The organism is Caulobacter sp. BK020, from assembly GCF_004342605.1.
Lineage (GTDB): Bacteria > Pseudomonadota > Alphaproteobacteria > Caulobacterales > Caulobacteraceae > Caulobacter.
The window spans coordinates 42,029-63,443 of the sequence record NZ_SLZL01000022.1 but is presented as its reverse complement, the minus strand read 5'-3'; the positions used below and the strand labels follow the sequence as shown (position 1 = coordinate 63,443).

The 21,415-nt window shown below is 69.7% G+C and carries 25 protein-coding genes; 10 read left to right on the top strand and 15 right to left on the bottom strand.

All coding sequences use genetic code 11. The annotated features are described in order from the left end of the window. Positions 1-14: 14 nt before the first annotated feature. The 5 genes from EV278_RS20910 to EV278_RS20890 form a co-directional block, all read right to left on the bottom strand. Positions 15-719: a type 1 glutamine amidotransferase gene (locus tag EV278_RS20910; protein WP_132095664.1), complete on the bottom strand. Its 705-nt coding sequence runs from the start codon at positions 717-719 to the stop codon at positions 15-17. Between the two features lie 155 nt (positions 720-874). Then, positions 875-2,128, bottom strand: a complete 1,254-nt coding sequence (locus tag EV278_RS20905; RefSeq protein WP_165916725.1) for a CCA tRNA nucleotidyltransferase — start codon at positions 2,126-2,128, stop codon at positions 875-877. Positions 2,129-2,222: 94 nt separating this feature from the next. Continuing rightward, the gene (locus tag EV278_RS20900; protein ID WP_132095687.1) at positions 2,223-2,861 is read right to left on the bottom strand and encodes a CoA pyrophosphatase; all 639 of its coding nucleotides are present in this window, start codon (positions 2,859-2,861) and stop codon (positions 2,223-2,225) included. Between the two features lie 2 nt (positions 2,862-2,863). Beyond that, complete coding sequence (locus EV278_RS20895; RefSeq protein ID WP_132095685.1) at positions 2,864-3,439, bottom strand: DUF1285 domain-containing protein; 576 nt, start codon at positions 3,437-3,439, stop codon at positions 2,864-2,866. A 130-nt stretch (positions 3,440-3,569) separates the two neighbouring features. Beyond that, the gene (locus EV278_RS20890) at positions 3,570-4,103 is read right to left on the bottom strand and encodes an N-acetyltransferase (RefSeq protein WP_132095660.1); all 534 of its coding nucleotides are present in this window, start codon (positions 4,101-4,103) and stop codon (positions 3,570-3,572) included. 255 nt (positions 4,104-4,358) lie between these two features. On the opposite strand from EV278_RS20890, the gene EV278_RS20885 reads away from it, so the two are divergent. Continuing rightward, positions 4,359-5,645 carry an MFS transporter gene (locus tag EV278_RS20885; protein ID WP_132095658.1) on the top strand — a complete coding sequence of 429 codons (1,287 nt, stop codon included), beginning with the start codon at positions 4,359-4,361 and terminating at the stop codon, positions 5,643-5,645. Between the two features lie 56 nt (positions 5,646-5,701). Here the strand turns inward: EV278_RS20885 and EV278_RS20880 are convergent, their stop codons facing one another. Continuing rightward, positions 5,702-6,193, bottom strand: a complete 492-nt coding sequence (locus EV278_RS20880) for a GNAT family N-acetyltransferase (protein ID WP_132095656.1) — start codon at positions 6,191-6,193, stop codon at positions 5,702-5,704. Between EV278_RS20880 and EV278_RS20875 the strand changes: the two genes are divergently transcribed. Beyond that, positions 6,194-6,526: a TfoX/Sxy family protein gene (locus EV278_RS20875; protein ID WP_132095654.1), complete on the top strand. Its 333-nt coding sequence runs from the start codon at positions 6,194-6,196 to the stop codon at positions 6,524-6,526. It begins immediately after the preceding gene. A gap of 2 nt (positions 6,527-6,528) precedes the next feature. Here the strand turns inward: EV278_RS20875 and EV278_RS20870 are convergent, their stop codons facing one another. From EV278_RS20870 to EV278_RS20855, 4 genes are all read right to left on the bottom strand, one after another. Beyond that, positions 6,529-7,569, bottom strand: a complete 1,041-nt coding sequence (locus tag EV278_RS20870; protein ID WP_243692287.1) for a Fic family protein — start codon at positions 7,567-7,569, stop codon at positions 6,529-6,531. Positions 7,570-7,712: 143 nt separating this feature from the next. Then, the gene (locus EV278_RS20865) at positions 7,713-8,570 is read right to left on the bottom strand and encodes an NAD(P)-dependent oxidoreductase (protein WP_132095650.1); all 858 of its coding nucleotides are present in this window, start codon (positions 8,568-8,570) and stop codon (positions 7,713-7,715) included. Positions 8,571-8,673: 103 nt separating this feature from the next. Continuing rightward, positions 8,674-9,456, bottom strand: a complete 783-nt coding sequence (locus tag EV278_RS20860; RefSeq protein WP_132095648.1) for an enoyl-CoA hydratase — start codon at positions 9,454-9,456, stop codon at positions 8,674-8,676. After that, positions 9,453-9,896 (bottom strand): MarR family winged helix-turn-helix transcriptional regulator, encoded by a 444-nt coding sequence (locus tag EV278_RS20855; RefSeq protein WP_132095646.1) that lies wholly within the window; start codon positions 9,894-9,896, stop codon positions 9,453-9,455. Before EV278_RS20855 ends, EV278_RS20860 begins: the two co-directional genes overlap by 4 nt. 105 nt (positions 9,897-10,001) lie before the next feature. Between EV278_RS20855 and EV278_RS20850 the strand changes: the two genes are divergently transcribed. Together EV278_RS20850 and EV278_RS20845 are read left to right on the top strand one after the other, a co-directional pair. Continuing rightward, positions 10,002-10,370: a metalloregulator ArsR/SmtB family transcription factor gene (locus EV278_RS20850; RefSeq protein ID WP_132095644.1), complete on the top strand. Its 369-nt coding sequence runs from the start codon at positions 10,002-10,004 to the stop codon at positions 10,368-10,370. Then, positions 10,367-10,900, top strand: coding sequence for an SRPBCC family protein (locus EV278_RS20845; protein WP_132095642.1), 534 nt, complete (start codon positions 10,367-10,369; stop codon positions 10,898-10,900). The genes EV278_RS20850 and EV278_RS20845 overlap by 4 nt, the downstream gene beginning before the upstream one ends. 37 nt (positions 10,901-10,937) lie before the next feature. On the opposite strand, the gene EV278_RS20840 is transcribed toward EV278_RS20845, so the two are convergent. Further along, positions 10,938-12,023, bottom strand: a complete 1,086-nt coding sequence (locus EV278_RS20840) for an MBL fold metallo-hydrolase (protein WP_132095640.1) — start codon at positions 12,021-12,023, stop codon at positions 10,938-10,940. Between the two features lie 118 nt (positions 12,024-12,141). On the opposite strand from EV278_RS20840, the gene EV278_RS20835 reads away from it, so the two are divergent. After that, the gene (locus EV278_RS20835) at positions 12,142-13,482 is read left to right on the top strand and encodes a hypothetical protein (protein WP_132095638.1); all 1,341 of its coding nucleotides are present in this window, start codon (positions 12,142-12,144) and stop codon (positions 13,480-13,482) included. 77 nt (positions 13,483-13,559) lie between these two features. Here the strand turns inward: EV278_RS20835 and EV278_RS20830 are convergent, their stop codons facing one another. The 4 genes from EV278_RS20830 to EV278_RS20810 all read right to left on the bottom strand — a co-directional run bounded on the left by EV278_RS20830 (position 13,560) and on the right by EV278_RS20810 (position 16,104). Next, positions 13,560-14,099 (bottom strand): TetR family transcriptional regulator, encoded by a 540-nt coding sequence (locus EV278_RS20830; protein WP_132095636.1) that lies wholly within the window; start codon positions 14,097-14,099, stop codon positions 13,560-13,562. Positions 14,100-14,244: 145 nt separating this feature from the next. Continuing rightward, positions 14,245-15,030 (bottom strand): pyrroline-5-carboxylate reductase, encoded by a 786-nt coding sequence (gene proC / locus EV278_RS20820; RefSeq protein WP_132095634.1) that lies wholly within the window; start codon positions 15,028-15,030, stop codon positions 14,245-14,247. A 174-nt stretch (positions 15,031-15,204) separates the two neighbouring features. Then, positions 15,205-15,711, bottom strand: a complete 507-nt coding sequence (locus tag EV278_RS20815; protein ID WP_056758539.1) for a YbjN domain-containing protein — start codon at positions 15,709-15,711, stop codon at positions 15,205-15,207. A gap of 126 nt (positions 15,712-15,837) precedes the next feature. Continuing rightward, positions 15,838-16,104, bottom strand: a complete 267-nt coding sequence (locus EV278_RS20810) for an accessory factor UbiK family protein (RefSeq protein ID WP_132095632.1) — start codon at positions 16,102-16,104, stop codon at positions 15,838-15,840. A 130-nt stretch (positions 16,105-16,234) separates the two neighbouring features. Between EV278_RS20810 and lgt the strand changes: the two genes are divergently transcribed. The 5 genes from lgt to EV278_RS20785 all read left to right on the top strand — a co-directional run bounded on the left by lgt (position 16,235) and on the right by EV278_RS20785 (position 21,374). Continuing rightward, entirely contained in the window at positions 16,235-17,143 is a 909-nt protein-coding gene (gene lgt / locus EV278_RS20805; RefSeq protein ID WP_132095630.1) for a prolipoprotein diacylglyceryl transferase, read from the top strand. Beyond that, positions 17,130-18,317 carry an SAM-dependent methyltransferase gene (locus tag EV278_RS20800; protein ID WP_132095628.1) on the top strand — a complete coding sequence of 396 codons (1,188 nt, stop codon included), beginning with the start codon at positions 17,130-17,132 and terminating at the stop codon, positions 18,315-18,317. Before lgt ends, EV278_RS20800 begins: the two co-directional genes overlap by 14 nt. Next, complete coding sequence (pgeF, locus tag EV278_RS20795; RefSeq protein ID WP_132095626.1) at positions 18,314-19,093, top strand: peptidoglycan editing factor PgeF; 780 nt, start codon at positions 18,314-18,316, stop codon at positions 19,091-19,093. Before EV278_RS20800 ends, pgeF begins: the two co-directional genes overlap by 4 nt. 101 nt (positions 19,094-19,194) lie before the next feature. Beyond that, positions 19,195-20,133 carry a ribose-phosphate pyrophosphokinase gene (locus EV278_RS20790; RefSeq protein ID WP_132095624.1) on the top strand — a complete coding sequence of 313 codons (939 nt, stop codon included), beginning with the start codon at positions 19,195-19,197 and terminating at the stop codon, positions 20,131-20,133. 146 nt (positions 20,134-20,279) lie between these two features. Beyond that, positions 20,280-21,374: a hypothetical protein gene (locus EV278_RS20785; RefSeq protein WP_132095622.1), complete on the top strand. Its 1,095-nt coding sequence runs from the start codon at positions 20,280-20,282 to the stop codon at positions 21,372-21,374. Positions 21,375-21,415 lie beyond the last annotated feature (41 nt).

Sequence of the window (21,415 nt, the reverse complement as noted above, 5' to 3'; positions counted from 1 at the left end):
CAGGTTGCCGGATTTCAGGCCTGGCGGGCGAGAAAGGCCTGGATCCAGCCGCCCACCCGAGCCCGGTCGTTGGCCTGATCCAGGCTGGCGATGGCCGCGTCGGCCTCCGCGTCCGTAAAGCGGCTGCCGCGCCGGGCTTCGATCAGGGCCCGGGCGTAGGCGGGTTCGAACTCGGGATGGAACTGCATCGAGATGGCCGGCCGGTCGTCATAGACCAGGACGCCGGCGGGCGTGAAGGCGCTGCCGGCCACGGCCCTCGCGGTCGGTGGAACGACCACCACCTGGTCCTGGTGCGAGGCGGGAACGGCCACGCCCGCGGGATCGCGCTCCAGGTCCATCCACGGCTGCGGTTCAGCCACCTCGTAGCGGTGCAGGCCCACACCCCAGCCCTTGTCGGACTTCACCACCCTGCCGCCGAACGCCTCGGCCATCACCTGGTGACCGAAGCAGACCCCGACCAGCGGCTGGCGGGCGGCGTCCACGAGGAACGCCTTCAGCGGCGCGATCCACGGCAGGTCGTCATAGACCCCGGCCGACGAGCCGGTGACGACATAGGCGTCGCACTCGGCCGGATCGGCGGGCAGCACGCCCGCCTGGACGTCGTAGACGACATAGTCGTGTTCGGGCCCCAGCAGGTCCTGGAACATCGCGGCGTAGCGGCCGAACACCGGCTGCAGGGGCTCGGGCGGTTCGCCGGTCTCGAGCAGGCCGATCTTCATGGGCGGGGGTCTCCAGGTTCGCTCCGTCGATATAGGCGAGCGCCGTGCGTCCTTCGAGGCTTCGCTTCGCGACGCACCTCAGGATGAGGGATTCAGCAAAAGGTCCTCTTCCTGAGGCGCCCGCGAAGCGGGCCTCGAAGGACGCAGGACGCGCCTCAGAACACCATCCCCTGGGCCACCGCCTTCAGCCGCTCGATGATCGAGAACTTGTCGTCGATGAAGTCCTGGTCGATCCACCAGAGCTCGACCTCGCGCATCACCTGGCCGACCATCGGGCCCTTGGGGACTCCCGCCTTCAGGACCTCCTCGCCGGTCAGCGGAAAGGACGGAGGCGTCCAGCTCTCGCCCAGGGCCAGCAGGCCGCGCCATTGCGGGGTGGCCGCTGACCGGCCCGAGGCCGCCCAGGCCAGCTTGACCCGGTCGCTGAAGGTCTTCAGGCCCAGGGCGTAGACCGCCCGGCGCGTCTCCCGCGGGCTCATCCAGCTGACGATGCGCGGCGAGGTTCCCGCCGCCTGGACCAGCCGTTCCTTCAGGGCGTTGGACAACCGCAGCCGTTCTGCCGCTTGCCTGGCGATCTCCGGATCGTCCGGGATCAGGGCGGCCAGGCGCAGCTCGGGATCGCTCTGGAACAGTTGCTCGGTCTCGATGGTCATCAGCCCCTCGAACCGGGCCAGGGACTGCACGAACGGCAGGATCTCGGACAGGACCCCGGTGGCCGCCATCAGCCGCAGCGCCGGTCGGGGTTCCTCGGCCGCCAGCAGCTTCAGCAGCTCCTTGTGGATCCGCTCGGCGGCCAGGGTCTCGATCCCGCCCTTCAGGGCCTTGCACGCGGCCAGGGCCTCCTGGTCGGCCTCGCCGCGACCGTACCAGGCGTGGAAGCGGAAGAACCGCAGGATGCGCAGATAGTCCTCGCGGATCCGGGTCTCCGCATCGCCGACGAACACCACCCGGCCCTCGCGCGCGTCGCTCACCCCTTCGCCGGTCGGATCGTAGATCCGGCCGTGGATGTCGGCGTAGAGGGCGTTGAAGCGGAAGTCCCGACGCTGGGCGTCCTCGTTCCAGTCCTGGGTGAACGCCACCACCGCCCGGCGGCCGTCGGTCGAGACGTCGCGGCGCAGGGTGGTGATCTCGTAGGGACGGCCGCCCGAGATCGCCGTGACGGTGCCATGGTCGATCCCGGTGGGAACGGCCCGCAGCCGGGCCGCGCCCAGGGCCTGGATCACCGCGTCGGGCGTCAGGACAGTGGCGATGTCGATGTCGTCGATCGGCTTGCCCATCAGGGTGTTGCGCACGCAGCCGCCCACGAAGCGCGCGCAGCCGGGACCGCCCCGCGCCTCCAGCCCCGCGATCACCGCCTGGGTTTCAGCCTGCGCCATCCACGGCGCCACGCCTATCGTCTCGGTGTTCACGCTGATCCCCACACCCCCGCCATCCCCGTTGCGCGGGGCTGGCATTTCAAACGATTGGTTCAATCCGGCAAGTCCGAACGGAGCCGGACAGCCTTCACGCCGCGGCCTCCTCGCCGTGCAGGCGCTCGTACAGCGCCCGCAGCATGCCGGCCGTGGCGCCCCAGATGAAGCGCTCGTTCCAGGGCATGGCGTAGAAGAACCGTCGCTCGCCGTCGGGCAGGTCGCGGTGCTGGCGCTGGTGGTTGCCGGGATCCATCAGGAACGCGAACGGCGTCTCGAACACGTCGGCCACCTCATCGGGACTGGCCTCGAAGGTCGCGGCCGGATCGATGAAGCCGACCACCGGCGTGACATGGAAGCCCGTCACCGTGCGGTAGCCGTGCAGCAGGCCCGCCAGGGTCACGAACTTCGGGTCGAGCTTGACCTCCTCCCGGGCCTCGCGCAGGGCGGTCTCCCACGGCGTCTCGCCGGGATCGCAGCGGCCGCCGGGAAAGGCGATCTGGCCGGTATGGCTGCGCAAGGTGTCGGCCCGGCGGGTCAGCAGGACGGTCATGCCCGCCTCGCGCTCGATCAGACCGACCAGCACGGCGGCCGGCCTCAGGGCGTGGGGATTGTCGGGCCGCAGGCCGGGATTGAGGTCGAAGTCCGAGCGCGCCGCGTCCAGGCTGGGGTCATAGGCGCTGATCGGGTCCAGCTTGCTGGCGATCCAGGCCCGGCGCTCGTCGCGGGTCAGGGTCATGGCCGGTGCGCCCCGGCCGGGGCGATCGGGAACCAGGCGCCGTGCGAGGCGACGCCCAGGCGCGGCCCCTCCGGCGTGTCGCGCTCGGCCGCCAGCTCGGCCAGCTCGTAGAACACCGGCCGGGCGATCAGCGCCTCCAGCCCGCGCCGCACGTGCAGATAGGGCCGCGGCTCGCCGGTCGCCGCGTCGGTCTCGACGCGGATGGCGTTGTCCGGCCCCGCCTCGACCACGTCGCCGACATTGGTTTCGAAGCGGAGACTATCGCCCACCTGATCGACGCGCGTGGCGATAAAAGGCGCGTCCTCGACCTGGATCTTCAGCTTCTCGACCGGGGTGACCAAGTGGTAGCCGTCCGGATCCCGCCGCAGAACGGTCGAGAACAATCGCACCAGGGCCTCGCGGCCGATCGGCGTTCCCTCGTGGAACCAGACGCCGTCCTTGCGGATGCGGATGTCGATGTCGCCGCAATGCTCCGGATGCCACAGGTGCACCGGCGGCAGGCCGCGCTCGCCCGCGCTCTTGGCGGCGGCGGTGACACCGGCCAGGCCAGAGGGTGTGGGATCGGCGGTCATGGCGTTCAGGTAGGGCAAGCGGGCGTCGGGCTCAAGGCTCGCTTCGCGAGCCCCCTCCGGCCTTTCGGGCCTACACAGTACGAGTTGCTCCCCCTCTGGGGGAGCTGTCGCGAAGCGACTGAGGGGGCCTTCACCCGATCCGGATCGCCCCGACCAGCTCAGCGTCGCCGCCCTCGACCAGGGCCTTGGCCAGCACCCGCCGCTGGTCGGCCGGGCCGGGCATGATCGCCTGGGCGGCGGGCGCGGCCGAAAAGCCGATGCGACCGAAATAAGGGGCGTCGCCGACCAGCAGCACCGCGCGCCAGCCGGCCTTGGCGGCCGCTTCGCAGGCGGCCTCGACCAGGGCCTGGCCCAGGCCGTGCTTGCGCTCGCCGGCGTCGACCGCCAGCGGACCGAGGAAGGCGACAGGCTTGTCGCCCACCCTTACCGGCCACAGCCGCACGCTGCCGATCACCCTTCCTTCGTGCCCCCATTCGTTGCTTAGGGCCACGAACGAGCAGTCGTCCAGCTTGCGGTTGCCCTCGCGCAGTCGCTCGGACGACTTGGCGAACCGGCCGGGGCCGAAGGCGCGGTCGACCAGCACCTCCACGGCGCGGGCGTGCTCGGGCCGCTCGAGCAGGATGGAGGGCGACAGCGGCGAAGGGACGACGGCGGAAGACGACATGGGCGCTAAACGATCCGGAACACGAAAGGGGACATAGCCCCGGTTCGTGACGCGGCCGAGACGGCCGCCCCCGGGGCGTTCAGAGGCGGACTCCGGTCCGCGCGGCGCAGGTTCGTCGCAGGCGTCGCATGGCGGCGCTTCCTTCCGTTGGAGGGCGCGGAATAGGGCCTGGGGCGCATGGCGTCAATGAAATCAACTGTCGCATCAAACAAACGCGATTGCGGCGGCGCGCGCCTGGGGACATGGTCCGCGCCGATGACCGACCTTCCCCCCGACACCGACTCCGTCCCTTCGGCCATCGAAGTGACGGACACCTCCATGCGCGCCCTGCTCAGGCAGACCGATTTCCTGTTCTTCTGGACCGCGCGCTTCGTCGCCACCCTCGCGGTGCAGATCCAAGCCGTGACCATCGGCTGGCAGGTCTACACCCTGGCCCGCGAGACCGGCCGCGACGAGGGCCAGGGCGCCTTCCTGCTGGGCATGGTCGGCCTGGCCCAGTTCGTCCCGCTGTTCTTCCTGGCCCTGACCGCCGGCGAGACCGCCGACCGTCACGATCGCAAGGCGATCATGACCGCAGCGATCGGTCTCGACATCCTGTGCGCCGGCGGCCTGGGCCTGCTGGCCTGGTCGGGCCACACCGCCCTGTGGCCGATCTTCGCCATCGCCGTGCTGTTCGGCGCCGGGCGCGCCTTCCTGTCCCCGGCCTCCAGCGCCATGGGACCGATGCTGGTGCCGCGTCCGCTGCTGCCGCGCGCCATCGCCTGGAACTCGTTGTCCTGGCAGAGCGCCTCGATCATCGGCCCCGCCCTGGGGGGTCTGCTGTGCGCCATTTCGCCGGCCGCGGCGTTCGGCGTCTCGGCGGGGCTGTTCCTGCTGGGCGGCCTGTGCCTGCTGGGCGTCCGCAAGTCGACCAAGCCGGTGGTGCAGCCCGGCTCGCGCTGGACGCTGATCAAGGAAGGCCTGGTCTACACCTGGCGCAACAAGATCGTGTTCGGCTCGATCTCGCTGGACCTGTTCGCCGTGTTGCTGGGCGGCGCGACGGCCCTGCTGCCGGTGTTCGCCCGCGACGTGCTGCATGTCGGGGCCGAAGGCTTCGGGATCCTGCGCGCCGCCCCGGCCGTGGGCGCGACGGTGGTGGCCGTGGTCCTGGCCAGCCACCAGATCCGCCGCCGCGCGGGCCTGCTGATGTTCGGCGCCGTGGCGGTGTTCGGCGCGGCGACGGTGGTGTTCGGCCTGTCGCAATGGATGTGGCTGTCGGTGGTCGCCCTGGCGGTGCTGGGCGGGGCCGACATGGTCTCGGTCTATATCCGCCAGACCCTGGTCCAGCTGGTCACCCCCGACCCGATGCGCGGCCGGGTCGCCGCCGTCTCCGGCCTGTTCATCAGCGCCTCCAACGAGCTGGGCGAGTTCGAGAGCGGCGTCGCGGCCCGCTTCCTGGGCCCGGTCGGCGCGGCGATCTTCGGCGGCGTCGGGGCGCTGATCGTCACCGGCGCCTGGGCGCGGATGTTCCCGGAGCTGAGAAAGGCGGACCGGCTGGAATAGAGGCCGTGCGCGGGACGGGGACAGGCACACGTGCCTGTCCCCAGCCGTGGATTCGACTACACCCCCGCCAACCTTCGCAACGCCTCGCCGGTCATCCGCCGCACGGTCCACTCGTCCATCGCCGCCGCGCCGAGGCTGTCGTAGAAGGCGATCGACGGGGCGTTCCAGTCGAGCACGGCCCATTCCAGCCGGCCCAGCTTCTCGTCGACGCAGCGCCTGGCGAGGTTGGCCAGCAGGGCCTTGCCCGCCCCCGAACCCCGCGCCTCGGGCTGCACGAACAGATCCTCCAGATAGATCCCGTGCCGGCCGACGAAGGTCGAGAAGTTGTAGAACCACAGGGCGAGCCCCACCGGCTGACCGTCGATCTCGGCGATGTCGCAGAAGGCCTTGGGATTCTCGCCGAACAGCGCCACCGTGACGTCGTCCTGCGTCGCCCGCACGTCGTCCAGCAGCTTCTCGTACTCGGCCAGGTCGCGGATGAACTGCAGGATCAGGGCGCTGTCCGCGGCGACGGCGGGACGCACGGAGACTTTGGCGGGGACGGACATATGGCGGTCTCTTCGGACTATCTGGATTTCGTGCTCGAACAGCTGGCCCCGGTCGGGCCGCTGAGCTCGCGCAGGATGTTCGGCGGAGTCGGGCTCTACGCCCAGGGCCTGTTCTTCGCCCTGGTCGACGACGACACCCTGTACCTGAAGGGCGACGAGACCTTGCGGCCCGATTTTGAGGCGGCCGGCAGCCTCCAGTTCGCGCCGTTCGGCATGAGTCCGATGGCCTACTGGACCGCCCCAGCCGAGGCCCTGGACGATCCGGAGCTGATGGTCGCCTGGGCGAGACGCTCGATCGCCGTGGCCGCGGCGCGGAAAGAGCGCAAACGCTGACGTCAGGCCGGCCGCTCCGACACACTTAGCAGCAGGGTCACCAGAGGCCGGTTTACATAGTAGTTGTTGCGCCCCTGGCTGTGCTTTTCCAGAAGACCCGCGTTCGCCAGCGTGTCCAGATGCCTGGCCGCCGTCTGCCGGACGACGCCTAGCTCGTTCTGAAGGAACTCTATCCGGGTGTAGGGGTGGCGAAAAAGATTGTTCAACAGGTCCTGCGAATACAGGCGTGGATGATCCGCGCGAAGTCTCTGCTTGTAGTCGGCCATCAATGCGCCGACGCCCTCGACCAACGCCAGCGTCTGCCGGGAGGTCGCCGCTACGGCCCGCAGCATGTAGAGCAGCCAGGCTTCCCACTGCCCTGTGTCGCGCACGGTTTGCAGCAGGCGATAGTAATCTGACTTGTGGGCGTTGATGTAGCGGCTGAGGTACAGGATCGGGATCTCAAGCAGCCCGACCTTGGTCAGATAGAGTACGTTCAGGATTCGCCCGATCCGGCCGTTGCCGTCGGGAAACGGGTGGATGCTCTCGAATTGATGGTGGATCAACGCCATCTTGATCAGCGGATCCAGATCGCTGGCCGCCTCGTCGTTCACGAAGCGTTCAAGCGCCGTCATGTAAGCGATGATCGCCCCATGGTCCTGCGGCGGGACGTAGACCAGATCGCCGGAGGCGTCGTTACGCAGCGCCGTTCCCGGCGTCGTCCGAAATTCGCCCCTGGTCCGCTTGAGCACCTGGAACATCTCGACGATCGTATTGTTGGTCAGCAGTCCTTGCTGCGCGATCAGTCGGTCGTGACCTCGCTTCAAGGCGTCCCGATAGAGCGCCACCTCCTTTGCCGGCCCTCCGTCTGGACTGTCAGGAAACAGCGTGGCCTGGAACATCTCGTCCTGGGTCGTGACGATGTTCTCGATTTCCGAACTGGCCCGGGCTTCCTGCAGCGACAGCGTGTCGATGAGAATGCCTTGGTTGGGGATCGCGACCGCTCGTCCCTTCAGCTCCGCTAGGTACCGATGCGCCCGCGCCGCCTCGCGCAAGACCGCCACGGTCTCAAGGTCCGCGGCCGGTGGGAGGTCCGGAATTCCGTAGGTCGGCCGTAACACGTCGCCACCATGTTAAAGAATCGAGATATTTTTAACATGATAAAGGGGATGTGTAAAAAAGTTCGCCTTTTGCGAACTTGGAGGCCCTACCCGATGACCACCCCCGGCGGTGGGACGCTGTCCTCGGGCACGAAAAAGTCCGGCATCAGGGTGGCGGTGGGATCCACGCGGTATTTGTCGAAGTCGCGCACGCCCTCGGCGTAGAGGAAGGTGTCGTCGATCACGAACTGGCCGGTGAACGCGCGCGAAGGCTTCTCGAAGATCGCGTGGGCCGCGTCGGCCATGATCTCGACCGTCCGGCAGTGCCTGAGCCCTTCCTCGCCGGTCAGGGCGAACTGGATGGCGGCGGTGGCGATGGCGGTGCGCGGCCACAGGGCGTTGCAGGCCACGCCGTCGGCGCGGAACTCCTCGGCCATGCCCAGCATGGCCAGGCTCATATTGTACTTGGCCATCGAATAGGCGACGTGCGGCGCGAACCAGCGCGGCTTGATGTCCAGCGGCGGCGACAGCGCCAGGATGTGCGGGTTGGCCGCCTTCTTCAGGTGCGGCAGGCAAATCTTCGAGGTCAGGAACGTGCCGCGGCCGTTGATCTGGTGCATCAGGTCGTAGCGCTTCATGTCGGTCGACAGCGTGCCGGTCAGTGAGATCGCCGAGGCGTTGTTCACGCAGATGTCGATGCCACCGAACGTCTCGACCGCCTTGTCGACCGCGGCCTGGACGCTGGCCTCCTCGCGCACGTCGACCACCAGCGGCAGGGCCTTGCCGCCGGCCGCCTCGATCTCCTCGGCGGCGGTGTAGATGGTGCCCGGCAGCTTGGGATGGGCCTCCGCCGTCTTGGCGGCGACGACGATGTTGGCGCCGTCGCGGGCGGCGCGCAGGGCGATGGCCAGGCCGATGCCGCGCGAGGCGCCGGTGATGAACAGGGTCTTGCCAGCCAGGCTCATGGGGCCTCTCCAACGATCACGAAGCGGCCGCGACCCTGATCCTTCCGCGGCCTTCCGGCAAGGCCGGGGACACGCCGCAAGGGCGTGTCCCCGGCGCGTCGCTTCAGCCGACCTTGCTGAAGTCGGGCGCGCGGCGCTCGGCGAAGGCCATGAACGCCTCGCGGGCTTCGGCGGTCTGCAAGCGCTGGCCGAACACCTCGCCCTCCCTGTCCATCAGGGCGGCGATGGTCTCGGCGTCGCGCATCAGGCCCTTGGTGGCCGTCAGGGCGCCCAGCGGACGCTTGGCCAGCTGGTCGGCGGCGGCACGGGCCCGGGCGCGCAGGTCTTCCAGCGGCACGCAGGCGTTGGCGAGCCCCCAGGCCGCGGCGGTTTCGCCGTCCAGCGCCTCGCCCAGGGCGAACATGGCGTAGGCGCGGGCGTGGCCGATGCGGGCCGGCAGCAGCAGGCTGGAGGCGGCCTCGGGCACCAGGGCCAGGTTGACGAACGGCGTGGTCAGCCTGGCGTCGGGGCTCGTGAACACCAGGTCGCAGTGCAGCAGCATGGTCGTGCCCACGCCCACGGCCTGGCCTTGCACGGCGGCGACCAGGGGCCGCCTGGCCCTGGCCAGGGCCTTCAGGAAGCGCATCACGTGGCGCTCGCCCTCGAAGGCGCCGGTGGCCTGGGCGGCGAAGTCCTGCAGGTCGTTGCCGGCGCTGAAGCTGTCGCCGTCGGCCTGGAACACCACCACGCGCACGGCCGGGTCGCTCTCGGCCCGTTCGAGACTGTCGGCCAGCACGCCGTACATGGCGTTGCTGAGCGCGTTCTTCTTGTCCGGCCGGGCCAGGGTGATGGTCATCACGCCGGCGTCGACGGCCACTTGGACGTGCCCAGATTCGAGCGTGCTCATTGAGGATCTCCTTTGGGGAACTTGGTTTGCAGGCTGGACAGCCAGCGCGACACCACGGCGATCTCGTCGTCCGTGAAGCCGTCGATGAGATGGGCGTTCAGGCCCTCGACCCCGGCCTTGGCCTCCTCGCGGGCGGCCTCGCCATGAGAGGTCAGGTGCAGGCGAAAGGCGCGGCCGTCCCTTGGATCGGGCCGGCGCTCGACCAGCCCGGCGCGGACCATGCGGTCGACCAGGCCGGTCATGGCCGAAGGCGCCAGGTCCAGGGCCTCGGCGGCCTCGCCGATCAGCGCCCCGTCCTTCTGGCCCAGCACGAACAGGGCCCCGGACTGGGCGGCGGTCAGCCCGCCCTTGGCCGCCATCTTGGCCTCGACATAGCGCTGCACCCGGCGGTGCGCGACATTGAGCAGGAACACCAGGCGGCGGTCGGGAGGCGTGGTCATCGCGCGAGATTATAGTTCGCGCACGAAATATCAAACGAATGTTTCGATAGGGAATATTCAACCAACTGGTTGACTCTTGGGACCGCGCCCCACATATTCAACCACATGGTTGAATTACTTGCCCCCCAACTGGACAGCATCTTCCACGCCCTCGGCGACGCCACTCGCCGCCGGATGCTGCGCGAACTGGCCGACGGAGAGCGGACGGTGGGCCAGCTGGCCGAGCCGTTCTCGATCTCGCTGGCCGCCGCCTCCAAGCACATCAAGGCTCTGGAAGGCGCCGGCCTGATCCAGCGCGAGGTGCGCGGCCGCACGCACCTGTGCCGTCTCGACCCCGGCCCGCTGGCCACTGCCCACGCGTGGCTGAACTTCTACGAACGCTTCTGGACCAGCCGTCTGGACGTGCTGGACCGGCTCCTTCGCGAGGAGGACGCCCGCAACGCCCCGCCCCCGAAACAAGGAGACGACCAATGACCGAAGCCGCCACCCTTTCCGCCTATGGCGAACTGATCGAGCCGCTGACCCTGAAGATCCAGCGCCTGCTGCCCGGCCCCGTCGACCGCGTCTGGGCCTACCTGACGCAAAGCGAGCTGCGCCGCCAATGGCTGGCGGCCGGCCAGATGGAGATGAAGGCCGGCGCGCCGTTCGAGCTGGTCTGGCGCAACGACGAGCTCAGCGACCCGCCCGGTAGGCGCCCTGAGGGCTTCGGGACCGAGCACCGCCTGGAGAGCCGCATTCTGGCGCTCGAGCCGAACCGCAAGCTGGCCATCGCCTGGAACCAGGGCGAGGTGTCGTTCGAGCTGGAGCCGGCCGGCGACAAGGTGCTGCTGACGATCGTCCACCGCCGCCTGCCCGACCGCGCCCAGCTGCTGAACGTCAGCGCCGGCTGGCACGCCCACCTCGACGTGCTGGTCACCAAGATCAGCGGCAAGCCGCAGACGGCGTCGTTCTGGGACAGCTGGAGCAAGCTCAAGGGCGAGTACGAACAGCGGCTGTCGGCTTGAGATCGGTTGGGGACAGGCGCATGCGCCTGTCCCCAATCTAGTCCGCCGCCCGATACCAGTTCACCCCGGCGCCATCCGTCTCGCGCACCGCCAAGCCGCGGCCGATCAGGCAGTTGAGGTGAGCCAGGGCCTCGCCGGTGGCCATACCCAGCAGGTCCGGCCCGATCGGCCGGGCGAACAGGGCGCCGAATACGTCGATCGCCCGCTTCGGCTCGGCCAGCTTGCCGGCCAACCGCGCCAGGCCGCGTTCGTGGCCCGAAATCAGACCGTCGATACGGGCGTGAAGACCCTGGAACGGATCGTTGTGGGCCGGCAGCACCGTCACCGTGTCCGGCACGACCGTCTTCACCTTGGCCAGCGAAGAGAGCCAGTCGGTCAGCGGATCGGCGTCCGGCTCGGTCGGGAACACCGAGACGTTGGACGAGATCCGGGGCAGCACCTGATCGCCGGAGATCAGCACGCCCAGGTCCTCGCACCACAGGCAGGCGTGGTCGGGCGAATGGCCCTGCCCCGTCACCACCCGCCAGGCGTGGTCGCCAATCGCGAAGACCTCGCCGTCGGTCATCCGGCGATAGCTGTCGGGCAGCTGATAGATCATCTTGCCGAAGCCGCCGAACCGCGCCTTGTAGTTCTCGATCGCCTCCTCGTCCCAGCCGGCGGCGTGGAAGAACCGCACGCCGTCCTCGGGCGCCTCGCGGCCGGTGTCGGCCACCAGCATCCGGCACTGGAAGTATTCCAGCCGGGTCATCCACAGGCGGACGTCGAACTTGCGGGCGATCCAGCCCGCCAGGCCCACGTGGTCGGGATGCAGGTGGGTCACGATCACCCGGGTGACCGGTCTCCCGCCCAGGGCGCCGGCGAAGGCCGCGCGCCAGGCCTGCGAGGTCTCCTTGGTCTGAAAACCGGTGTCGACCACCGCCCAGCCCTCGCCGTCGGCGATCGCCCAGACATTGATGAAGCCCAGCGAACCGCCCAGCGGCTGGCGCAGCCACAGCACGCCGGGCGCGACCTCGACGGCCTGGCCCGATCCAGCCTCCGGCGCCGTTTCGAACGGATAGACCAGCCTGGGCCTTGGCGTTTTCCCGGGCGGTTCGGCCGTATCTTCCTCGATCCCGTCCCGCATTTGCGTCCTCCGGTCGCGGCCGTCGTCATGATTGCGCCCCCGTCGGACGACATCTTGACCCTCGATGCAAGCGGGCCTTAAGTCCGCCGCGAGGAATTTACCCCAGGAGACGTACCCCATGAGGCCCATCGCGATCGGCTTGACGGCCGCCCTCGCGCTCGCCGCGCTCGTTCCCGCCACCGTGATCTCGGCGGCGAAGGACAAGGAAAAGCCGGCCGCCGTCGACGCCAAATCCCGCGAGGCCGGCATGAAGGCCGCGCCGGACGTCGCCAAGGCCGCTGGCATCTCGTGCACCGTCACGGACGCCCGCCTGATCGGCAACGACAAGAAGACCAGCACCGACTATTACGAAGTCGCCTGCCAGCAGGGCCTGGGCTTCGCCCTGCTCGCCAAGAAGGACGCCGCGCCCCAGGCCTACAGCTGCCTGGAGACCGGTCAGCCCGGCGCCGACGGCAAGCCGAGCGCCCTGGCCTGCATCCTGCCCGGCAACGCCGACCCCAAGACCGGCCTGGCGCCGTACCTGGCCAAGGCCAACACCGCCTGTGACATCCAGAACGCCCGCGCCATCGGCGCCGGCGCCAAGAACGCCTATTTCGAAGTCGCCTGTAAGGGCGGCGCCGGCTACATCGTCCAGACCTCGGCCCCGATCAATGTCGACCAGGACGTCACGGTCAACAGCTGCCTGCTGTACGAGGATGGCGGCAATGTCAGCTGCAAGCTGACCGACAAGGCCACCCAGCTGGCCGTCGTCGACCAGCTGAACGCCGCGGCGGGCAAGAACTGCGCGATCAAGGACAAGCGCTACATCCTCAGCACCAAGACCGACAACTACTTCGAAGTCGCCTGCCAGGACGGCAAGGGCTACGTGCTGCAGCAGGCCTCGGCCGGCGGCGCCCTGGTCAAGGCCATCGACTGCGCCCAGGCCGGCTTCGTCGGCGGCGGCTGCACCCTGAGCGACGCCGTGGCGGCCCAGACCGAGCAGGCCGGCCTCTACAGCAAGCTGGCCACCAAGGCCGGCTTCGACTGCAAGGTCGAGAAGTACGGCATGCTGCCCAGCAACGACCCCCGCAAGGAGATCGTCGAGCTGAAGTGCTCCAACCGCCCCGACGGCGGCATCGGCATCTTCACCGCCACCAGCAACACGGTCTACGACTGCGTGACGTCGGAAATGAACGGCTATCGCTGCAGCTTCACCAAGCCGGACGCGGTCTATCCGCGCCTGTCGGCCGACCTGAAGGGCCTGGGCAAGGGCAGCTGCACCGTTTCCGGCTCGCGCATCATCGGTCAGACCGCCACCCAGGGCTTCGTCGAGGTCGCCTGCTCGGACGGCCTGCCGGGCTGGGTCATGGCCTATCCGCTGAACCAGAGCGCGCCCAAACCGGCCGAACTGCTCTCGTGCCTGCAGGCCAAGGGCGTGGGCGGCGGCTGCAAGCTGCCGACCAACCAGACCAAGGGCTGATCGGACCTCCAGCCTGAAACGGCAAAGCCCGCCGGGATCGATCCTGGCGGGCTTTTTCGTTGGGCCTTCGGCCAATCTTAGAGGCCTAGCTTCTCCAGGCCCTGGGCCATCTGCTTCAGACGCTTGTCCAGCTCGGCCATGGTGCGGTTCAGGGCGCCCTCGTCGTCGCGCCAGACCTGCAGGGTGCGTCCCCAGACCGCCGACATGGCGGCCAGCCGGGCCGGAGTGGCGTCGAGGCCAGCGGCCTCCAGCACGGCGCGGGCGGTCCTGGGAAAGCGCAGGGCCGAGACCACCACGCTCTCGGAGCGGCTGATGGCGATCAGGGCGGCGCGATGCGGCTCCATCGCCTCGATGCGGGCCATGGCGGCGTCGAACAGCCGGTCGTGGGTGCTGGCGTCTTCCGCCGAGACCGTGGCCAGGGCCGCGCGGTCGAAGCGGGCGGCCAGGTGGTCGAGCACCGCGCCCTTGCCGTCGGCGCGGGCGTAGAGCTCTGCGAACGGCGCTTCGGCCTTCAGGGCGATGTCGCGCAGGGTGACCTGCGTCCACGGCCGGTCGGCGGCCAGGGCGAGCGCGGCGGCGGCGGCGCGGTCGAGGATATCTTCAGCGGCGGCGGTCATGGAACGGAGATGGCGCACCAAGCCTCGCCGCACAAGGCCCCCTCCGACCCTTCGGGCCACCTCCCCCAGAGGGGGAGGATCTACGCCGAGCCCGCCGAGATGCTCCCCCTCTGGGGGAGCTGTCGCGAAGCGACTGAGGGGGTTTCTAGCCCCCCAGCTCGACCGACCGCTTCACCGCCGCCTCCAGCGCGCGCGGCAACAGGTCGCCGAAACCGCCCTCGCCCATCAGCACGCTCAGGGCCGCGGCCGTGGTGCCCCCAGGCGAGGTGACCTGCCTACGCAGCTCGGCCGGCTCCTCGCCGCCCTGGCCCAGCAGGGCCGCCGCCCCGACGATGGTGGCCCGCGCCAGCCTGGCCGAGTCGGCCGGGTCCAGGCCCTGGCCCACGCCGGCGGCCTCCAGCGCCTCGATGAAGGCGTAGAGATAGGCCGGGGCCGAGCCGGACACCGCCGTCGCGGCGTGCATCAGCGCCTCGTCCTCCAGGTCGACCGTGGCGGCGACCGGGTCCAGCAGGGCGTGCGCCCGGGCCCGGGCCTCGATCGTATCGGCGACGATGCTGGCCGTGCCAAGGCCGATGGCGACGGCGGTGGTCGGCATCACCCGGGCCACGGCGCGGCCGCCGAACGCTTCAGAGATGTCGGCGGCGCGCACCCCGGCGGCGATCGAGACGATCACCGCGTCGGGCGCCAGGTGCGGAACGACGTCGGCTACGGCCTCGCGCCAGATCTGCGGCTTGACGGCCAGCAGCACGGTCTTGGCGACGGCCAGCGCTTCCAGCGGCGGATTGACCGTCGCGCCCGGGAAGGCGGTGGGGTCGGCGTTCGGGTCGCGGATGATCAGGTCGGCGGCGGCGAAGGCCCCGGCCTTGGCCCAGCCCGCGATCAGGGCCCCGCCCATGCGCCCGGCGCCGAGGAGGAGGATGGGGGTGGTCATGGGCGGCTCCGCTCTGAAATCCTTCTCCCCTTGCGGGAGAAGGTGTCGCGAAGCGACGGATGAGGGGTCGCGCGGCGGCGAGCCGGCGACTCTGCTCAAGCGTCGAGAAACCCCTCATCCGACCTTGCTTCGCAAGGCCACCTTCTCCCGCAAGGGGAGAAGGAAAGTCCAGCCCTAAGCCTGGCCCACCGTTTCGAACATGCAGGCGGCCATGGCCTCGTCCGGCGTCTTGGCGCCGTGCAGCAGGAAGTCGAAGGCGGGATAGAAGCGGTCGGCGGCCTCGACGGCGGCGTCGATCATCGAGGCGGCCTGGGCCATGGTCGGGCGCTCACCAGCCGGCAGGGCCAGGGCGTGGCGGAACACCACCTCGCCGTCCTCGGTCCAGACCTCGAAATGGCCCAGCCAGACGCGCTGGTTGATCATCGACAGCAGCTGGTAGGCGCTGGGACGTTTGGTCTTGCTGGCGCGCAGGTCGAGCGACAGGCACAGCTGCAGGCAGTCGGCCTCGGGCCGCCAGGCGAACCACAGCTCGTAGTCCTTCCAGTCGCCGGTCAGGGCGAAGGCCAGGTCGCCGTCCTCGGTGCGGTCGAACGTCAGGTTCTCGGCCGCGAGCACGTGCTCGACCACCTCCAGCGGATCCATCGCCAGCAGGACGTCGTCTTCTTCCGGTTGGGTGTCCATGAGACCCTTTGACCCCCGGGGAGAGACGGGTCGCGGGACCCGACCAAATCACCCACCTGGAGGACTCTAATCTGCTTCGCGGGCGGCGTCACAACCGCCTTCACGTCGAACGGGAACGAAACTCGCCTATTCGGCCGCGTTATCGCTACCAGGATTGGCCTTCTTGGCCGGCGTTTTCTTGGCCTTCAGCGCCGCGACTTCCGCGCGCAGCGCCGCCACCTCGGCCTTCAGGGCCTCGAAATCATCGCGCCGGATCAGGTCGAACTCGGCGGCCAGGCGATCGGCCTGCGCCCGCATGGCGGTCTTGGCTTCCTCGCCCGCGGTCTGGGCGATGCCCATGGCGGCCTGGGTCAGCTTGGCGAATTCGTCGAGGAAGGGGTTTTGGCTATGCATCGAAATTTCCAAAGCCCGGCGGGGGGGCGCGGCGTGGTTCGTCGCGGGTCTTATATGGGAAAGGAAGGATGAAAGCGAAGAGCGAACGCGGTAGAGGTGCGACCCTCTGTCCGTCCGGAGCGCTCGCGGCGTGATCTTCCCCGACATCGACCCCATCGTCCACATCGGCCCCTGGGCCCTGCAATGGGGGCCGCTGGCCCTGCGCTGGTACGCCCTGGCCTATGTCGCCGGCATCCTGCTGGGCTGGCAGTACGCGATCCGACTGGTCCGCGACGCCAGGCTCTGGGGCGGCCAGAAGCCGACCGCCACCTCGGTGCAGATCGACGACCTGGTGCTGTGGATCACCCTGGGCATCATCCTGGGCGGCCGGATCGGCTACATCCTGTTCTACATGCTGGTCAACGAGGGCCAGCGGGCGGCCTTGGCGCAGGATCCGCTGTCAGTCTTCAAGATCTGGGAGGGCGGCATGTCCTTCCACGGCGGCTTCCTGGGCGTCTGCGCGGCGGTCGCCCTGTTCGCCCGCCAGCAGAGGATCGACATCCTCCGGCTGGGCGACCTGGTGGCGCCGGTCGCGCCGATCGGCCTGTTCTTCGGCCGCTGCGCCAACTTCATCAACGGCGAGCTGTGGGGCCGGGTCACCGACCACCCGTTCGGCATGGTGTTCTGCAACGACACCATCCGCGCCGCCAACCGCGGCGCCTGTCCGGCCGGCGAGCTGCCACGCCATCCCAGCCAGCTGTACGAAGCCGCGCTGGAGGGCGTCCTGCTATTCCTGATCCTGAACCTCGCGGTCCACCGGCTGAAGTGGCTGCAGCGGCGCGGCGCGCTCGTGGCGACCTTCCTGATCTGCTACGGCCTGTTCCGCGCCCTGCTGGAGAACGTGCGCAACCCCGACCTCGGCATGCCCCACTTCCCGTTCGGCCTGACCATGGGGATGATGCTGTCGATCCCGATGCTGCTGATCGGCGGCTGGCTGCTGTGGCGAGCCCTGCGCGAACCGGTTCCCGCCCCCGCCGCGGACGACCATGAGCCTGCTTGACCGCCTGCGGGCCCAGATCGCCCAGGACGGCCCGATCAGCGTCGCCGAATACTTCACCCGCTGCCTGCACGACCCGCGCGACGGCTATTACGCCACCCGGCCCGCGCTCGGTGAAGGCGGCGACTTCCTGACCGCGCCGGGTGTCAGCCAGATGTTCGGCGAGCTGATCGGCCTGTGGATCCTGGAGACCTGGGCCCGCATGGGCCGGCCCGCGCCGGTGCGGCTGGTGGAGCTCGGCCCGGGCGACGGGACCCTGATCTCCGACATCCTGCGCGCAGCCCGGCTGCTGCCGGAGTTCCTGGCCGCCGCCGACCTTTGGCTGGTCGAGGTCTCGCCGCCGCTGCGGGAAGCCCAGGCCGAGCGCCTGGCCACCGCTCCCCTGGCGCCGAACTGGGCCGACCGCCTGGAGGCCGTGCCAGCCGGCGCGCCGCTGCTGCTGGTCGCCAACGAAGTGCTGGACTGCCTGCCCGCCCACCAGTTCGTGCGGACCGAAGACGGCTGGGCCGAGCGGATGGTGGGGCTCGACGAAGCCGGGAACCTGGCGTTCGGACTGCGGGCGCTGCAATCCCCCCTCCCCCTCGATGGGGGAGGGGCCGGGGGTGGGGGTGGCCACGGCGGCGGACCTCACGCCGGCCTCGCCAGATCCGGGCACGCTTTCACCCCCATCTCCAACCCTTTCCCCACCGAGGGGGAAGGGGGCTATTCTCCCGGAACCGTCGTCGAATCCTCCCCCGCTCAGGCCGCCCTGGGCTCGGAGATCGGCCACCGCGTCGCCCGCGACGGCGGGGCGGCGCTGCTGATCGACTACGGCCGCGACGCCCCAGGACCGGGCGACACGTTGCAGGCGTTGAAGGCCCACACCAAGGTCTCGCCGCTGGCCGAGCCCGGTCAGGCCGACCTGACCGTCTGGGCCGACTTTCCCGCCGTGCTGGCCGCCGCCGCCGAGGCCGGCGCCGCGACGGGACCCATCCTGTCCCAGGGCGCGTTCCTGCAGGGCCTGGGGATCGAGCAGCGCGCCCAGGCCCTGGCCGCCGCGCGGCCCGACCAGGCCGACAGGCTGGCCCGGCAGCTTGATCGCCTGACCGGCCCCGCGCAGATGGGACGGCTGTTCAAGGCGGCCTGCCTGTCCGCCCCGGGACTTTCTCCTCCGCTTTTCGAGGACGCTCGACCATGATCGACCTGCCTATCGTCCAGTCGCCCCTGCTGGCCGCCGTCGCCGGGGTCCGGCACGCCTTCTTTACCCGCCAGGGCGGGGTCTCGACCGGGGTCTACGCCAGCCTCAACGTCGGGCGCGGCAGCAAGGACGAGCCGGCCGACGTCGCCGAGAACCGCGCCCGGGCCGCCGCCTGGTTCGGGGCCGCGCCGGAAGACCTCAACACCTGCTTCCAGATCCATTCGACCATCGCCATCGTCGCCGACGGCTCGTGGGGCGACGTGCGGCCGCAGGGCGACGCGGTGGTGACCCGGACGCCGGGCGTGGTCTGCGGCGCCCTGCACGCCGACTGCGCGCCGGTGCTGATCGCCGATCCGGTCGCCAAGGTGGTCGCCGCCGCCCATGCCGGCTGGCGCGGGGCTCTGGACGGCGTGGTCCAGGCCGCCGTCGACCAGATGACCGCCCTGGGGGCCGAACCTTCGCGCATGGTCGCCGCCGTCGGCCCCTGCATCGGCCCGCAGTCCTACGAGGTGGGCCTGGAGTTCCTGCAGCGCTTCGAGGCCGACAGCCCCGGCTCGGGCCGATTCTTCGCGCCGGGCGCAACCGACGACAAGCGCCTGTTCGACCTGCCGGCCTTCGTCCTGGACCGTCTGGCCACGGCCGGCATTGGCCAAAGCGAATGGATCGGCCGCGACACCCGCGCCGAGCCGGAGCTGTTCTTTTCGAACCGCAGGGCCTTCCTGGCCGGGGAGTCCGACTACGGACGGCTTCTGTCGGCGATCGCCCTCGAAGCGTGAGTACGCCGAATAAGCAGAATCTGGCGAGACTCGGGGTTGTTCCCACGCCGGGGGCTGCTAGAAGCCCCCGCAACGGCGACACCCCTCCCCGAGACAAAACCATGAAGCTGCTGTCCGGCAACTCGAACCGCACCCTGGCCCAGGCCATCGCGGAATATCTCGACATGCCGCTGACCCGCGCCCAGGTGCGCCGGTTCGCCGACCTCGAGGTCTTCGTCACGATCGACGAGAACGTGCGGGGCGAGGACGTCTTCGTCATCCAGTCGACCAGCTATCCGGCCAACGACAACCTGATGGAGCTGCTGATCTGCATCGACGCCCTGAAGCGCGCGTCGGGCAAGCGGATCACGGCCGTGCTGCCGTACTTCGGCTACGCCCGCCAGGACCGCAAGACCGGCGGCCGCACGCCGATCTCGGCCAAGCTGGTGGCCAACCTGATCACCCGCTCGGGCGCCGACCGCGTGCTGACGATGGATCTGCACGCCGGCCAGATCCAGGGTTTCTTCGACATTCCGACCGACAACCTGCTGCCCTCGCGCCTGCTGGCCGACGATATCCACAAGCGCTACAAGATGGGTCCCGACCTGATGGTCGTCTCGCCCGACGTCGGCGGCGTGGTGCGGGCCCGGGCCCTGGCCAAGCGCCTGGACGACGCCGACCTGGCCATCGTCGACAAACGCCGCTCGGCCCCCGGCGAGAGCGAGGTGATGAACATCATCGGCGACGTGAAGGACCGTCGCTGCATCCTGTTCGACGACATCGTCGATTCGGCCGGCACCCTGTGCAACGCCGCCGCCGCCCTGATGGCCCACGGCGCCAAGTCGGTCTCGGCCTATGTCACCCACGGGGTGCTGTCGGGCGCCGCCGCCGACCGGGTGGCCAATTCGGTGCTGACCGAGCTGGTGGTCACCGACTCGATCGAGGCGTCCGACACCGTCAAGGCCTGCAAGAAGGTGCGCTACGTGTCGTGCGCGCCGCTGATCGGCGAGGCCATCCGCCGGATCGCCAACGAAGAATCGGTCTCCAAGCTGTTCGACTGAGGACGCTCCGCCGACGATCTCCCGAGAACCAAAACGGGTTTTGACAGCCCCGCTTGTCAAGACGTGGTTAACAGACTGACTGTCACAATATCGCCCGCGCGCCGGTGGTATGGCGGGCGCTTTATGTCATTAGGGATGTTCTCGGCATGCTTTCCACCACGCGTACGCGCGCCGCGCTGACGGCCATCGTCGTGGTCGCCGCCACCTTGCTGGCCAGTTGCGAGACTCCCCCGCCTCCGCCTCCGCCCCTGGTCGCCGCCCCGCCGGCCCCGCCGCCGATCACCCTGTCGTCCAGCATCGTCGAGAAGGCCAGCGCCTTCCGCGGCTACATGCAGCGGGCCGGCGCGATCGGCGCCACCTTCGAGAACGGCGACCAGATCCAGGCCTCGCTGAAGGTCGGCGTCGCCTACGAGCCCAAGCAGTTCCTGTCGGGCGCCACGGCCTACGCCGCCGTCCTGGCCCTGCAGGACCCGACCTATGTGGCCTCGGTCCGGTCGTTCGCCACCGATCCGGTTCAGCGCCAGTCGATCATCAACCAGATCATCGCCGACCCGGCCTACGCCGTCGGCTTCAAGGGCAGCGACACGGCCGCCGGCCGGATCATCGACACGCTCGGCGCGGAGGGCCTCAGGCTCTACACCGCGGGCAAGGCCGTGAAGCAGGCGGCCTACGACGTCCAGCGCGCGAAGTGGTCGACCCTGCCGGTTCTGGACCGCGACGGCCGCCTGGCCTACGCCAAGACCATGTCGGCGACCCCCGCCCTGGCCGACAGCGCCGACGTGGCCGCCTTGCAGCAGGCCTCGATGGGCGGCGTGCCGCTGGTGCCCGCCCCGCCGGCGGCTCCCGCCGCCGCCGTCACAGTCTCCGGCCCCCGTTCGGCCCCGCCGCCCTACAAGCCCCTGGTGATCCGCGGCCTGGCCGTGGCCGCCCTGGCGGCCCTGGGCGCGGCCGGCGACAACAACCTGGCGACCATCGACGCGGTGATGGTCGAGCCGGCCAGCGCCATGTGCCTGAACATGGCCAAGCTGAACCTCTACCAGTGCCTGGCCGTCGCCAAGCCGCACTACGAGGACGTCTTCTGCCTGGGCCAGCACATCATGATCGACACCAGCATGTGCGTGCTCAAGGCCTCGGGCGCCGCCCTGCCCTACGAGCCCCCGCCCCCGCCCAAGCCCGAACCGGTGGTGACCAAGAAGAAGCCCGTCGCCAAGAAGAGGGCGTCGGCGAAGAAGAAGAGCTAGCCAGCGCCCTTCTCCCGCAAGGGGAGAAGGGCGATTCCTGG